Source organism: Vibrio sp. B181a (assembly GCF_030248375.1).
In the GTDB taxonomy this organism is placed as follows: domain Bacteria; phylum Pseudomonadota; class Gammaproteobacteria; order Enterobacterales; family Vibrionaceae; genus Vibrio; species Vibrio campbellii.
In genome coordinates, this window is sequence record NZ_JAHGAD010000036.1 from 66,271 (window position 1) to 81,148 (window position 14,878).

Genomic DNA, 14,878 nt, shown 5'->3' on the forward strand with positions numbered 1-14,878 from the left:
TAATTTCGTCTTAAATAAGCGCAACAAACTCAATCAAAGGCGAAGTTACCAAAAGTGATAATAAAAGCGTCACCATTGACGGAATCGCATCTTTCCAAGTATCAAAACGAAAATGGAAAAACATCGCACCAACTGAGGTGAAAACAATAAAACTTGCACCTATCGCACTTAACAAGTTGTTCATCGATAACAAGCCAATTAACATCAAAATTGCACCAGTTACCTCAACCAGTCCAACCAAAAACATAGCGGCACTTTTCGCAGGGATAAAAAAAGCTCCATCAAAAATGATGGAGCTAACTAGCAGATAGCCTTGATTGGGGGCTATGTACTTAAGGGATTCTTTTCGCCTGTAACAGTGCTGCGGCGTTGAGCATCGCGTCTTTAGTGCTGACATCCAACACCTTCATTTTTCTAAATCGTTCTGGCTCTTTGATGGCAACATCGTGAGCGAAAATAACAAACTTCGCCTTAGCGATATCTTTGTCAGTGATGCGGTTGATGATACCGTTCGCTCCTTGCGTTTCGACCTTGATCTTAATGCCTAACGCACAAGCAGCTTTTTCTAATGACTTCGCCGCTAAGAAGGTGTGCGCCACACCTGATGGACAAGACGTCACGGCAAGAATGTCTGCTTCGCCCTCGCCTTGCACAGACGTATAAGCTTGAGATTGACCAACCGGACTGTCGTCTTCTGTGACCGTCTTCTTAAGCGCAATAACAATCAATGCTGTGGTAAACGAACCTGCAATTGTGCCAACTATGTAGCCAATCTTGCCGTCCACAACTGGCAGCACAATCCAGCCGCCCCACGGAGCATGGTTAATGACATGGAACATAAAACCAATCACGTTACCGACTATGCCTCCAGCAACAATCGCAGGCAGTACGCGAGCTGGGTCACCGGCAGCAAACGGAATCGCCCCTTCACTGATGCCAATCATGCCCATGATGCCCGCCGCTTTACCCGCCTCACGCTCATCACGTTTAAACTTACTTGGCGACAAGAAAGTCGCTAACGCCATGCCCAGAGGCGGGGTACAAATCGCAATACCGACACCACCCATTAGCCATGGTTGAGTATTCACCTGAGTCTGAGCAAACAAGGTCGCCACTTTGTTGATAGGACCGCCCATGTCAAATGCGGTCATTGCACCCAGTACAGTGCCCAACATCACTTTGCCAGAGCCCGCCATACCTGTGAGCACATCATTCATGGTCGTCATTGCGCTGGCGATAGGTGAACCAATCACCCACATCACTGCGCCACAGGTGACAAACGTACCAACCAGTGGGTAGATAAAGATCGAGCCGAGCGAACTCATGCTGTCCGGCAATTGAATCTTCTTCAGTAACCAAACCACAAAGCCGGCGAAAAATCCGACCACAATCGCGCCCAAGAAGCCGGTGTTGTAGTGACTAACCGCAATCCACGAACCAATCATACCCGGAGCCAAACCCGGCTTATCCGCTATCGAATAGGCAATGTAACCGCCTAACACCGCGGTAAACAGCGTCAAACCTGCGATACCCATCTCAGCGATATCTGCCAGAATACCTTCTTCCGGAACGCCGCCATGGCCCGAAATCATCACAGAAAGAGACAACAATACGCCGCCCGCGACAATAAACGGAATCATATGAGAGGTGCCAAACAGCAAGTGTTCTTTCATTCTGCCGAGCTTTTGCGCCCAAGGACTGAGAGGCTCAGACGCAAACTCTAAAGGATCGATACCAGAGTCATTCGCGTTCGACTGAATATCAGTAAGTAGCTCGCGCGCTTCCTCCACCGACTCCGCCGCTTTTAACTTATTGACGAAACCATCTTCAATGATTTTGGTGGAAATTTGTGCCAAGACTTCGATGTGGTGATGATCATCCCCATCAGGAGAAGCCAGCATGAAAAATACGTCAGACAGTTCGCCGTCATCAGCGCCGTAATCAATCCCTTTTCGGCTGATGCCCACTGCCACTGCGGGTTTAGCGACCGCATTGCTTTTGGCGTGAGGAATGGCAATACCCTCGTCAAAGCCGGTATTGCCAATCTCTTCTCGTTTCCAAATGTCCGCCAAGAACTGACTTTTGCTAGTGAGCTTGCCCGCCGCGTCCAACAATTCGACAAGCTCTTTGAGCGCTTCATCTTTGGTTTGAGCCTGCAAGTCCAAGCAAATGGTTTCCGGCTCAATAAGGTTTAATATGTCCATTGTTTGTACCTTGCAATGTTCACGCTCGAGAGTCATGAGTTATTTGTTCCATCTATGACTGTGTACAGAGTAACCAACACTCGTCCTTTCCAATACAGGACAAAAAGTGCATTAACTGGATTAATGTAACATGAGATTTAAACTGTGATAGAGCTCTTGCGATTATCTGCTTTAAATCCATCCTTCCGACGACCACTATGCTAAAATCCACAAAAAAATAAAGTGGATAGAACATGAAAATCGTAGCGGTGACAGCGTGCCCTACAGGCATCGCTCATACTTATATGGCGGCAGATGCTCTAATGAAAGCTGCGCCTAAGCATAACGTACAAATTAAGGTCGAGACGCAAGGTGCGATGGGTATTGAGAATCAGCTCACTCCCCACGACATTGCACAGGCGGATCGTGTCTTAATTGTGTCCGATATTGAGATTGAGCAACCAGCCCGCTTTGAAGGCACTAACAAAATCCAAATCCCAATTGAAGATGTGTTACTCAATGTTGATAAGGTGTTCCTTGTACACTGTCGATGATACTCTTTGCAGATGAACGAATACCAGATCACCTTTTTTGTCGACGATATTAATGCCAGTGCTCACGTAGCGCAGCCCCTCAATCGCGTCGCCAAAAAGTTCAAAAGCACCATACACATCATTAACATAACGCAAAACCGCATCGCTGAACTCACCAAGTCAGTCGCGGTTTTACAGGTCGGCTTGCAGCAAGGCGACCTGTGCCAAATCACTGCCATCGGTATTGATGCCGAGCTTGCCTGTTTCGTTATCAAAGACATCATTGCTGAGAACTTTACCGTTGTCGGCTCCCACATTAATTACGAGTTCTCAAGCCAACTTGCGGAGCGACATCCCCAGATTTGCCCACCGTGTGAAATACAATGGCATTACGCCAAAGCGCACACTGAGCTCACCAAGTTTGAGTGCTTGAAAGGGCTAGCACAGCTTATTCATCCGATTCACCCAGACGAACTCATCCTTGCCTTTATCAAACGTGAAGAGCGGTCCTCAACCGCAGTAACACCGGGTATTGCCCTGCCCCATGTGATGTTCGAAGGTGTGGACCACATTTCTGTTGCAGTTATCGCTAACGAGATCCCGATGGATTGGGCATCCAAAATGGGTGAAGTGCATCTTGCTATAGCATTAGTAATGCCAGCGAAGCCTACACGCGAGCACATCATTGCAGCAACCAACCTAACTCGTAACCTGCTGACCGACCAAATGGCTGAGCGTTTGCTGCTAACAAAAAGCAGCGTCGACTTACAGGCGCTTCTGATGTACGCCATGTCGAGGCTGCTCGCTTAATCTTTACAATGTTATCCTTAAATTGAACCGCGATATTCCGTTGGCGTTCTGCCCGTTCGGTTCTTAAAGACGCGGCAGAAGTAGTTCACATCTTTGAATCCACAGCGCACAGATACCTCATTCAACTTAAAGTTGTATTTCTTGAGCATAAACTTCGCGCGATCTACTCGAACCCACGTAATGTAATCCGCTAGCGTCATATGACCTTGCTGACGGAACAAACGCGACAAATGGTTAGAAGAGATGCTGAACCTCGACGCAATACTGTCACGTGTGATTGGGCGGTGGAAGTTCTCTTGGATGTAGATACAAATACCCTGATACAGGTCTTGCACTCGGCTGTGCGCCTGCGTCTCGATAGGCGCATCTAACATCGACTTAGCGTATTGCAACAAGGCTTGCAGCAACAACTCATCCATTGGTTTCTTATTACACTCACGAGCCAATGAACTCAGTGCTTCCAAGATATTATCTATCGCAAATCCAGAACGAGTTTGAATGCTGTGCTTTTGGATATCGTAAAAGCTCGCTTCCCCTTTACGTTTGGACACAAGACTCAAACCCAATTGACGGCGACCAAAGAGAATACTCAATACCGAGCAATCTGTGTCCCAGTCAGGTTTATTCCAGCAGTTTGGCGGAATAAATATCGCATCACCGGTTTTCGCTACGATATGCGTCACTTTGCGATCATGACTTTCCATTTCATTAATATATTCACCAGACAAGACCAATTCTAATCGAGGGAAGTTAACCTGATAACTAAATTCAGGGGGTGTATGAAAATCACCAGCAAACCATATATTGTGGAATGGTTCTCGCTCGTTTAATACTGATGAAATCAAATCATGAAAAATCATTTTACGTACTCTTAAACACGCATCCATGATGCTATACCTATAGATATACACCCTACTGGATTTTTGTGCTATTGAGCAAAATCACACTTCCATTTTAAGGTTACAAAAATCCAGTTAACGCATCAATTATCCAGTCTAGCAAATCATCAACAAAGCCTTTAAACCCTTATATATTGGAGCAATAACACATTTCACTTATGGTTCATCGACTTCCACATAATGTCACAGATATGCAGTAAGTTTATCCAGTAGACGATCTACATCACACTCTAGTCGGGCGGTTACAATCGTCCAGTAAATGCATTTTTTCTTCACTACTGTCTCCGCTTGGTTAATTTCAAAATACCCCTGAAATAAAAATTATATTTATAGGGGTTCGACAATGATCACCAAACTAATAAATGAAGACTTGATTAAGCTTGATCTTCAAGCGACTTCAAAAGAAGACGTATTTAAAGAACTGGTTGCAGTTCTACACGCCCAAGGTCGTATTTCAGACCAAGAGCAATTTCTTGCAGATATAAAAGCACGTGAAGAATTAGGTAACACCGGATTTGAAGATGGCGTTGCTATCCCACACGCCAAAAGTGCAGCAGTCATTGAACCAGCGGTTGTGATCGGCGTAAGCAAATCTGGTATCGAATACGGCGCGGAAGACGGTTTGCCTTCAAAACTGTTCTTCATGATCGCTTCTCCAGACGGTGGCGATAACCACCATATCGAAGTTCTCGCAGAGCTGTCTTCAAAACTGATTGAAGATGGTTTCATTGATGCATTTTTAGGTGCAGCAAACAGCCAAGACGCACTGGCACTGCTGCTTGCTAAAGAAGAGCCGCAAGCAGTGGCAGACGCACCAGCAAACCAAGGTTTCATCATTGGTGTTACTGGTTGTCCTGCAGGCGTTGCGCACACTTACCTAGCGGCAGAAGCGCTTGAGAAAGGTGCAGCGGCGATGGGTTACGAAATCAAGGTTGAAACGAATGGTTCAATCGGTGTGAAAAACAGCCCAACCGCAGAAGAAATCGAACGAGCAGACGCAATCATCGTGGCATGTGACAAGCAAGTCGACATGAACCGCTTTGCGGGCAAACGCGTGGTAAAAACCAACGTAAAAGCCCCTATTCGCGATGCTCAAGGTCTGATTAACGAAGCGTTAAGCGCTCCAACATACCAAGCAGATGCAAGCAGCAATGCGCAAACTTCTGTTGCAAACAAAGCCTCTCAGGCTCGCTCGGACCTATACCGCTACTTGATGAACGGCGTATCACACATGATCCCATTCGTTGTCACGGGTGGTCTATTGATTGCACTTGCTCTTGCCGTCGGTGGTCAGCCAAGTGAAGCGGGCATGGCTATTCCTGAAGGCAGCATGTGGAACCAAATCCTCAACGTTGGTGTAGTTGCCTTTACGCTGATGATCCCAATCCTAGCCGGTTACATTGCCTACGCGATTGCTGACCGCCCTGCTCTAGCTCCTGGTTTGATCGGTGGTTGGATTGCAAACAACGGTTCTTTCTACGGCGCAGACGCAGGTACAGGCTTTATCGGTGCCATCATCGCTGGTCTGCTTGTGGGTTACTTCGTGAAGTGGATTACGTCGATTAACTACCACAAATTCATTCAACCTTTGGTGCCAATCATGATTGCGCCAATCACAGGTTCGCTATTCATCGCTGGTCTTTTCATCTTCGTTATCGGCGCGCCAATCGCAAGCCTAATGGACGGTCTGACTGCGCTACTAACAAGCATGAGTACAGGTAACGTCGTTCTACTAGGCATCGTACTTGGTGGTATGGCTGGCTTCGATATGGGTGGCCCATTCAACAAGGTCGCGTTCCTATTCTCTGTAGGCATGATTGCGAGTGGTCAAACTCAATTTATGGGTGCGATGGCGTGTGCAATCCCTGTTGCACCTCTAGGCATGGCACTGGCAACGGCACTGGGTCGTAAGTTCGACCTGTTCGAAGAATCAGAAACCGAAGCGGGTAAAGCAGCAGGCGCAATGGGTCTAGTTGGTATCTCTGAAGGTGCGATTCCGTTCGCAGCGCAAGATCCAATGTCAGTGATTCCAGCAAACGTACTTGGCTCAATGGTAGCGGCAGTAATGGCGTTCTCATTCGGCATTACCAACAGTGTTGCTCACGGCGGTCCAGTTGTCGCTCTACTTGGCGCGATGAACCACCCAGTACTTGCTCTGATTTGTATGGCAGCTGGCGCAGTGGTTACCGCAGTAACGTGTGTAACTCTGAAGAAAGTTCGCAAAGCAAAAATGATGCAAGCAGCCGCTTAATCACCCCTACCCCCAATGGCTCCTATGGCTTGGGCAATGTCGCCCAAGCCATGATTTTCTCTCATGGTGACACTCTATGTCTGATTTAACGATGTCCGATACACAAACGATTCAAACTCAAGCTAAGCATCCGATGTTTTTCCTGATGAACAACGTGATTCAAAACTACGCTTGGGGCAGTACTACTTCTGTTAACCAACTGTTTGGCATTGAAAACCCAACGGGCGAACCACAAGCAGAAGTATGGATGGGCGCGCATCCAAACGGTTGCTCATTGGTGATGGTAAACGGTGAAGAGACCAAACTGTCTTCACTGATTTCTCAAGACATGAATGCCTTTCTGAGTGAAGAAGTCACAAACCGTTTTGGTGAACTTCCATACCTGTTTAAAGTGCTTGCCGCTGAGAAAGCACTGTCGATTCAGGTTCACCCAAACAAACAACAAGCAGAATTGGGTTTTGCACTGGAAGAAAAACAAGGCATCCCCCTAACCGCTGCAAACCGTAACTACAAAGATCCAAACCACAAACCTGAATTGGTTTACGCGCTAACCGAATACCAAGCGATGAATGGCTTCCGCCCAACAAGTGAAATCATCAGCTTCTTCTCTGAACTCGCGATTCCTGAGCTACAAGGCTTGGTGGATGATCTAATCGCAAACCAAACGCCAACAGGATTGGCGACCTTCTTCTCGGGTCTACTGTCACTAGAGGGCGAACAGAAAGAGATGGCGTTGACAGTGCTATTGGCTCAAGCTCGCATCACCGACTTACCTCTGTTCAACCTCATTCTTGAACTAGAGAAGCAATACCCTGGCGATATTGGTTTGTTTGCACCACTGATGCTTAATGTGATTACCCTACAACCGGGTGATGCTATGTTCTTGGATGCAGAAACGCCACACGCTTACTTAAAAGGTACAGGTCTTGAGATCATGGCGAACTCAGACAACGTACTACGCGCTGGTCTGACACCAAAATACATGGACGTGAAAGAGCTTGTTGCGTGTACACGCTTCAACGAGAAGCCGTTCGACAGCCTATTGCTCGCACCAAACGAAATCGACGATATGTTGGAATACCCAATCCCAGTCGACGATTTCAAATTCGCCATCGTTAAACAAGCTCACCAGCGTACTCTAGAAGTTCAAACCGCTGAGATCCTTATGCCTCTGGATACCAAACTTGTGCTAACTCACGCGAACGGCGAAACATGCGAAGTTGAAAAAGGACAATCAGTTTTCATTCCGGCTTACGCAAAACAGGTCACTTTGGATTGTGAAGGTCGTGTCGCACGCGCTTACAGCTAATCGTAATTATTAATAGTACGCCACTAAAACCAACGCCTCGCCACTCGCGGGGCGTTTTGCTTTTAACCCTAGTCTTTTTAACCCTAGTAAACCAATGGTTAATTAAGCACTATAGTCTTGATCCAAAACAGAAACATTTCCCTACAAAACCAAGAAACTGTGTAAGACTTATTGAGTAGCCCTGTTGATAAAGGTGGCAAGATGACTCATAGAAACGCTCGCTCTCTTCATGCCATTATCGGCGCACTCGTCGGTGATGCAGCATCTCTCGGATTTCATTGGCTTTACGATCAAGAGCTCATCAGGCAGTTTGGTTCTCCGCATCCGGAATTTCATCAACCTAACCGAACTGAATACCATGACAAAGGTTATTTTGCCCACGGTAGCAAACAAGTCGGTGAGCTCACCCACTATGGCGCGCAGCTTGTTGCCATGTTAGACGCTCTGGTTCAAACCGGACACTACGACGAGGCGCGTTACATTCGCTCCTTTCGAGAATGGTTTGATTTTGGTGGTAAATGGCAGGGCTATACAGACAAACCGACTAAACAAACACTGCTCAACATTCATGCATTAGAAGACAAAGAATTACGCGTAACTTTGTGCGGGGCTGACGACACGCAAAACCCTGCATTATCTAAGCTTCCGCCTTTGGTGGCTTTTCATTCCGATGATGACAAACTCGCTAAACTGGTCGATTCCGCCGTGCGGGTTACCAATAACAACGACACCGCAGTTATGTATGCCCAAGCTATCGCAGTGATGATTCAGATCGCGTTGCAAGGCGCAGCGCCCAAAGCGTGTGTAATGGCAGCTCAGACGGTTTCTCCAAAGATTGCCAGCGACATTCAACATGCAGAAGCGATGAGCGGCAGAAGCGCTACCAGCGTTGCGGAGTCCGTTGGAATGCATTGCGGTTTAGACGCTTCGTTTGTGGTGATTTGTCATTTGTTGATGAACTCAGAAAGCTACGAAACTACCATGCGTGAGAACATTTACTGTGGCGGCGATTCAAGTGGACGAGCTATACCGCTAGGTGCCATTCTTGGGGCAAGTTACTACGACACACCAATGTCGATTCCAAATCACTGGATGGATAAAACCGCGCTTCCTCGTCGTTTATTGCAGTGTTTATAAAAGAAGGGGATGTTGCGGGCTCAGGGCAAAAAAAGAGGCCCATGAGAACCTCTTGCTATGCGTTACTCGGCGGGTACTGCCACTGAGCGGAACTTGAAAAGCTTCTTAGGTGCTTTGGTTAACAAAATGCCAAACATAAGAGGTAGCATTAAGATAATCGACTGCTCTGAAAGCATTTCTCCATTAATAAACGCGGATAGGAATAACGCGACCAAAGGGAAAATCAGAAAACAAATCGAAGCTTGAAACGGTGTCGAAACCTGACCAAGTTTAAAGTAAGCCACAATACCGCCAACACTTGCCACAAAGCCAAGATAAACCACCGCTAGGACTGAGTCGTAAGTAAATGCCGCTACACCAACTTGCTCACATACTGCCGATAAAGCGAATAGTAGCAGAGACGCAATAAAGCAAGGCACCGCGTTATAGGTCAATACCTGAATGTCCTTGCAGTACTTTTGAACTAACACATACATTACCGCATGCATCGCCACCGCAAGCGCTAACGACAGCGTACCTAGTAAGTAATCTTCCCCACCCAGTTGCATCTCGTTGCCCAAAATTAGACAAAGACTTACCACTGCCGTCAACAAGCCAAACACTTGGTGACGCGCCAAACGCAGCCCCAAAAACAGGCCAGACATTAGCATCACCGCAACCGGCATGTTGGCAAAAATAATCGATGCAAGACCCGACGAGATGTATTGCTCTCCGTAAATCATCAGCGTAAACGGCATCGCAAAGTACAAAACAGCCACGATAAAAATCCAATGACGTTTACCCTTTGGGAACATCAAAGGTTGTTTGAATGCTTTTGCCATCACAAACAGCAAAGGTGCAGCAAGGAAAAAACGCATACCTGTGGCAAGAACAGGAGGAATAGAGTGCAATGCGACTTCCATTGCGAACCATGTGGTTCCCCAGATCAAACACACAGACAAAAAGAGCAAAAATATAAAAGACTTTGAATTCATGACGACGACTTACTTAAATTATTTAATATTCACTGGCTTGTATCACCAGATTTACGTGTCACATTCTAAAGTCTTCCCTCGAGAAACATTTTGCTATTTGTAGGGTTCTTTACCTGCCAACTAAAATAATTTTTTATATATAAGATAAAATGCAGAAATAATTTCTACAATACAAAGATATGGCAATATCATTGTTTTGTTTGTGGTTTTTTATCTCGTTTAAAATATGGGGGTGAGCACGGCACGAAAGAGCACTTGAGCCAAAGACATACACTTTTTGGCGACCGTACTAACCATTCCATCACCCTAAAGGTTTAGTTGTGTGATGGCAGATAGCGAATATAAAACCAATTGCATATATAGTAACTCCTGCAATCCTTAACGCTCTGACTGAGCTTCGCCCTAGCCTGAGCCAATGCAGGCTAGGGTATTTTTTAGGGTTCGCACAGACAAACAAAGCTGCCAGAGAGTCTCAGCAAAGTTAAAAATGCACCAGTCATCAACTGGTGCATAAAGCGAAAGGTTGAATACTGACTAATCTAAAAGACTATAGAGATTCAAAGCCAACACTAGCTTCCGTGTAGCCTTTTCTTTCAGAGTTGTAGTCGATAGCAACATTCAGGTGACCTGATAGTTCACCTTCTGCGGCATAAACTGGGCAAGTCGCAACATGCGAAAGGTACGTTGCCTCTGTCGGCTTCATAAAGTAGTAAATCTGTTGCAAGTCACACTCACCAACGCTCTTACCAGATGACTGAAGGCTTGCTCTTTGCTGATGAAAGTTAGGAGCAGCGTCTAGAAGGTAGCTCGGTGTTAGCGTGTAGATATGAGTCTGATAGATATCGGTAAACTCATTGCTTGCTTTGTACATCTGGCTGCTCATATCGTAAACGACGTTTAAGTGCCAATAAGCAATTTCGGATTCATCCGTAACTTGCGCACCAGGTTTTGAGTACATACAAGTAATCTGGCTGTGTGGGGTTTCCATATCTTGATCAGCCATGTGGCCTTTCTTGATAGACTGGATACCACAACGATGCAGCGTAAAACCAGACGACGCCATGCGATCACGGACTTGATGAGCAGACTCAAACTTTGTATGCACTCCCTCAGGCGTGCTACTGGTGATATCAACTGAGTTGTTGGCATGAGCTTGTAGGCTAATACAAGCGATGAAGACGACTGCAACTTTTATATTTTTCATAGTAATGTTCTATTCTCCTCGTTAGATTCGAGAGGGAAACTAACTCACCAAACAAATATGAAACAACTTTAATATAGAAATTTGTGATATTAGATCCATATATCAGGGTTAAACTCACCTAAAAAACGGATAAAATCCTTTTTATTCATATAATTAACAGCAAATCAACTCAGTAAAAGCCTGTTTTATTCCCCCTTCTAGAACGAACGCTTGCCAAATGAGCTTAAACTTTATTTTGTTTTCATAGTCTGCTTAGAATGTAAAACAACCAAAGAAGAGAGTGCCTATGGACCTTAACTTGTTAAAAACGTTTGATGCAGTAATGAAGTCAAAAAGTGTCAATGATGCCGCAACCGCTTTAAACATCACCGCACCAGCGGTAAGTCACGCGCTCAACAAGTTAAGAGATCAATACCAAGATCCCCTCTTTGTTCGTCAAGGCAGAGGTATCGTCCCGACGAATTTTGCGATTGAGTTACACGCGGAAATCAAAGAGCCTTTGAGTCTATTGATCAACGGTTCAAAATCTCGTCAAGAGTTCACGCCAGAAACCAGCCAACGCACGTTTCGAATCTCTAGCCATAAAGATATCGATTTGATGCTCGTACCGGCCTTGGCGAAATATAAATCCCAACATGCACCATTGGTGTCTATCGAAGCGGATGTGGAACACTTAAATGAGCAAGATCGCCATGATGATTTAAGACGCCGACGCGTGGATGTAATACTGGCCACCGTACCTCTTAACGACCATGGCTACCACAACGAATTGCTGTTTGAGCAAGAGCTCATGGTGGCAGTAAGCCAATCGCACCCCCGAATTAAAAGCCCCCTAACCTATGACGACTTTATGCGTGAAGCCCATGTAACTTGGCGAACGCAGCGATTAAATACCAACGCCTTAGATTCTTTGATCATCGAAGACACCTTGCCACCAAGACAAGTCGCCTACTCCACAGGCTCCAGCATGACAGCGCTTCAATTGGTGTCACAAACCGATTGGATATGCGTCACATCACGTTGGTTTGCAGATAACTTAGCAATCAAACTCGGCTTGAATGCTTATCCTCTCCCGTTTGAAGCTAACAAGGTGCCAATTTATATGACTTGGCACCAATCACAAAGAAACGACAAAGGGCATGAATGGCTTAGAAATGCACTGAGACAAGCAGTCGCTCAATCGATTAAATAACGGATGACCAATAAAAAATACCAATAGCAAAAGGGCAAAGCGTGTTGCTCTGCCCTTGTTGTCATTAGCCTTCAAATAACCAGTTTTGCCAGCTTTGCATTCTCAGAATCACTTTTCGTACAATGCTGAACATTTCCCATTTCGGTGAGTAGACGGCAACGTGCGCATCGGTACCAGATGGCAGCGGCATGTCTTTTACCAAATCGGGATTATCCAACGCCACTTTGACCAAGATTCGCCCACCCGCAGGGATCTGCTCTGGGTATTTCATGTTACCCGATGGCGATACCGCGCCTTGTGCAAAAATATCGTTCACTTGTGTCACGTGCGCTTTATATGCATGGCCGGGAATCGTATTGAAGGTGACTTCTGCCGGATACCCCACTTTCACATAACGTGCTGGCGCTTGTTTAAATGCTGCAAACAACTGCTTGTCTTCCTTGTGAACGAAGGTCAGGTTACCTTGGAAAGGAACAATGCGACTCTTCATTCCTGGACGCAAAGCCACTTGAGTGACATAACCATCCGTCGGAGCAGTTACCGTGGTTTTACTCAAATTAAACTGCGCAATCTCAAGCTCTGATTGGTATTTGCTTTGATTGGCTTTTTGCTCCAACAATTGGCTCTCAATGTTGTCTATTTTCTCTTGAGAGGAATAACCCTTGCTGCCGAGTTTTTTGTATCTCGTTAATTCAGCTTGGTAAAAATCAATCGCTGATTCAGTACGTTTAATATCCCCTTGAATGCGGTTCACTTTGTCTTTAAACGGCGTATCGTCAATTTGGTAAAGTGGGTCACCCGCTTTCACTTGCTGATTGCCTTGCACAAATACGTGAGTAACCATGCCCTCCACTTGAGAAGTGATCGGCGTAGTCACGCTGTACAGACGCGCCATTCGAGAAACTGGTTGATACATCGCCATATAGAGAAAAATCCAACCCACAATGAACATACCAATGACCGACGCAGTGGTGAGTGTCCATTTGGTTTTAGGCACGCGAAAGACTCGAAATACAACCACGCACAGCGCGACGTAACTTAAGATGATCAGTGTTTCCATTATTCGCCCTCTCTCGCTTGTTCAAGTTGATTTATACGGGCCGACAACTTCTCGTAATCTTGTTGCGATACTGATGGCTTTGCTCCTAGCCAGTTCTGCTTTTCTCCGTCGTACATGGTCGCCCATATCCAAAGGAACGGCCACATCACATGAAGGAAGAACAAACTCACCCAACCCGCGACATGAATGGCATCGGCATGAGGGTGGTTCCGCTTTTTTGCAATTTCATAGGGAATATCGTGCAGGGCAATCAATCCAAAAATCAGAATCAACAGCACTATAAATAAGATCGCCAGAGAGGCGTAATCCAAGGTTAAATTCATTGTGGAAGCTCCTAGTTTAAGACGTTCTAGGCATTTAAAAATTCTAGGTGATGCTAAAACGTAACTGAGTGATGACTTTCCTTAAGCTTGTCGCTCCGTCGCAATGAAGAAATAGTAGGATGAGGCTTCCATCAGGACTATTGATTCCTGTTTAAATGACAGTTTAGTGATATTTAATTGTCTATAAAATCATCAAGTTAGACTTAGATACTCATTCAAGATTTGAATAGGTAGACAGAAAAAAAGCGATACCAAGATTGATATCGCTTTGGAAAAGGTTGCAAGACCAGTAAATATTCCGAAAAAATCGATTGGACCCCTCCATCTCTCTAAACGGGTATTAATCGCCCGGCACGAGCAACAAACCTAAAATCACTTTTATTCTTTCGCTGGTACCAGCAGTCCGCATACAAAGACATAAGCGGTATTAACTAGCCGAGCAGAAACAATGTTATAACATAACACTTATTGAGTTAACAGGTAGGAATTGCTTCGTGACTAGAATCACAGAATAAACCCATGAAGGACTTAAAGCCCCTCTCTCGAAATCAAAAAAGAGCAGAGACGGATCTCTGCTCTTCTGTCTATTTTAATAGATTGTCGTAAACGCTTCTTCCCGACAAATTAGCGCAATATCGATTTCAGTATTAAATTATTTTTTCGTATGGAACAGCGCTTGCCCACTTTTGTCTTTATTCGACCAAAAGTTGATATTGAACTGCGCATCATCGCTCATTTCAACACGGTGCCAGTATTGAGGAGGACTTGTCGCAAACTGACCGGCATTGATTACCACTACCACTTCTGGCTCTGTGGCATTTTCATCAGCAAAGCCATAGTAAGTCACTTGCCCTTCCATCACACAAATCTGTCCAAACACGCCCTCTGCTGTGTTGTGATGAGTTAACAGTGCCGCTGGTACATTATCTTTAGTGAAGAAAGGCGTTGAACGTTGAATCGTCCATTCTTTTGGAATACGTAAATGTGACATAGTAATACCCTC

Annotated in this window: 14 protein-coding genes; 6 read left to right on the plus strand and 8 right to left on the minus strand. The window is 45.6% G+C overall.

Going from position 1 to position 14,878, the window contains the following annotated elements; all coding sequences use genetic code 11:
* Positions 1-10: 10 nt before the first annotated feature.
* Positions 11-397 carry a DoxX family protein gene (locus tag KIO97_RS16260; RefSeq protein WP_285383439.1) on the minus strand — a complete coding sequence of 129 codons (387 nt, stop codon included), beginning with the start codon at positions 395-397 and terminating at the stop codon, positions 11-13.
* On the minus strand, positions 333-2,204 hold the full coding sequence (locus KIO97_RS16265; protein ID WP_191117062.1) for a fructose-specific PTS transporter subunit EIIC: 1,872 nt from the start codon (positions 2,202-2,204) through the stop codon (positions 333-335). Before KIO97_RS16265 ends, KIO97_RS16260 begins: the two co-directional genes overlap by 65 nt.
* Positions 2,205-2,437: 233 nt before the next feature.
* Here KIO97_RS16265 and KIO97_RS16270 point away from each other — a divergent pair, with 233 nt between their 5' ends.
* Together KIO97_RS16270 and KIO97_RS16275 are read left to right on the plus strand one after the other, a co-directional pair.
* Positions 2,438-2,737, plus strand: a complete 300-nt coding sequence (locus tag KIO97_RS16270; protein WP_005432059.1) for a PTS fructose transporter subunit IIB — start codon at positions 2,438-2,440, stop codon at positions 2,735-2,737.
* Positions 2,738-2,749: 12 nt separating this feature from the next.
* Positions 2,750-3,526 (plus strand): PTS sugar transporter subunit IIA, encoded by a 777-nt coding sequence (locus KIO97_RS16275; protein ID WP_285383440.1) that lies wholly within the window; start codon positions 2,750-2,752, stop codon positions 3,524-3,526.
* Between the two features lie 17 nt (positions 3,527-3,543).
* Here the strand turns inward: KIO97_RS16275 and KIO97_RS16280 are convergent, their stop codons facing one another.
* Positions 3,544-4,386 carry a helix-turn-helix transcriptional regulator gene (locus KIO97_RS16280; RefSeq protein ID WP_005451367.1) on the minus strand — a complete coding sequence of 281 codons (843 nt, stop codon included), beginning with the start codon at positions 4,384-4,386 and terminating at the stop codon, positions 3,544-3,546.
* Positions 4,387-4,768: 382 nt separating this feature from the next.
* Between KIO97_RS16280 and KIO97_RS16285 the strand changes: the two genes are divergently transcribed.
* The 3 genes from KIO97_RS16285 to KIO97_RS16295 all read left to right on the plus strand — a co-directional run bounded on the left by KIO97_RS16285 (position 4,769) and on the right by KIO97_RS16295 (position 9,122).
* Positions 4,769-6,676 (plus strand): fructose-specific PTS transporter subunit EIIC, encoded by a 1,908-nt coding sequence (locus KIO97_RS16285; protein ID WP_282065442.1) that lies wholly within the window; start codon positions 4,769-4,771, stop codon positions 6,674-6,676.
* Between the two features lie 91 nt (positions 6,677-6,767).
* Positions 6,768-7,985: a mannose-6-phosphate isomerase, class I gene (gene manA / locus KIO97_RS16290; protein ID WP_373417327.1), complete on the plus strand. Its 1,218-nt coding sequence runs from the start codon at positions 6,768-6,770 to the stop codon at positions 7,983-7,985.
* A gap of 201 nt (positions 7,986-8,186) precedes the next feature.
* Positions 8,187-9,122, plus strand: coding sequence for an ADP-ribosylglycohydrolase family protein (locus KIO97_RS16295; protein ID WP_285383442.1), 936 nt, complete (start codon positions 8,187-8,189; stop codon positions 9,120-9,122).
* 62 nt (positions 9,123-9,184) lie between these two features.
* Here the strand turns inward: KIO97_RS16295 and KIO97_RS16300 are convergent, their stop codons facing one another.
* Positions 9,185-10,096, minus strand: a complete 912-nt coding sequence (locus tag KIO97_RS16300; RefSeq protein WP_285383443.1) for a DMT family transporter — start codon at positions 10,094-10,096, stop codon at positions 9,185-9,187.
* Between the two features lie 547 nt (positions 10,097-10,643).
* Positions 10,644-11,300 carry a hypothetical protein gene (locus tag KIO97_RS16305; protein WP_285383444.1) on the minus strand — a complete coding sequence of 219 codons (657 nt, stop codon included), beginning with the start codon at positions 11,298-11,300 and terminating at the stop codon, positions 10,644-10,646.
* A 286-nt stretch (positions 11,301-11,586) separates the two neighbouring features.
* Between KIO97_RS16305 and KIO97_RS16310 the strand changes: the two genes are divergently transcribed.
* Positions 11,587-12,492: a LysR family transcriptional regulator gene (locus KIO97_RS16310; RefSeq protein WP_208444291.1), complete on the plus strand. Its 906-nt coding sequence runs from the start codon at positions 11,587-11,589 to the stop codon at positions 12,490-12,492.
* A gap of 64 nt (positions 12,493-12,556) precedes the next feature.
* Here the strand turns inward: KIO97_RS16310 and KIO97_RS16315 are convergent, their stop codons facing one another.
* The 3 genes from KIO97_RS16315 to KIO97_RS16325 all read right to left on the minus strand — a co-directional run bounded on the left by KIO97_RS16315 (position 12,557) and on the right by KIO97_RS16325 (position 14,866).
* Entirely contained in the window at positions 12,557-13,552 is a 996-nt protein-coding gene (locus KIO97_RS16315) for an HlyD family secretion protein (protein ID WP_045457359.1), read from the minus strand.
* Positions 13,552-13,875, minus strand: a complete 324-nt coding sequence (locus KIO97_RS16320) for a DUF3302 domain-containing protein (RefSeq protein ID WP_285383445.1) — start codon at positions 13,873-13,875, stop codon at positions 13,552-13,554. Before KIO97_RS16320 ends, KIO97_RS16315 begins: the two co-directional genes overlap by 1 nt.
* 652 nt (positions 13,876-14,527) lie before the next feature.
* Positions 14,528-14,866 carry a DUF1971 domain-containing protein gene (locus tag KIO97_RS16325; protein ID WP_038889122.1) on the minus strand — a complete coding sequence of 113 codons (339 nt, stop codon included), beginning with the start codon at positions 14,864-14,866 and terminating at the stop codon, positions 14,528-14,530.
* Between the last annotated feature and the right edge of the window lie 12 nt (positions 14,867-14,878).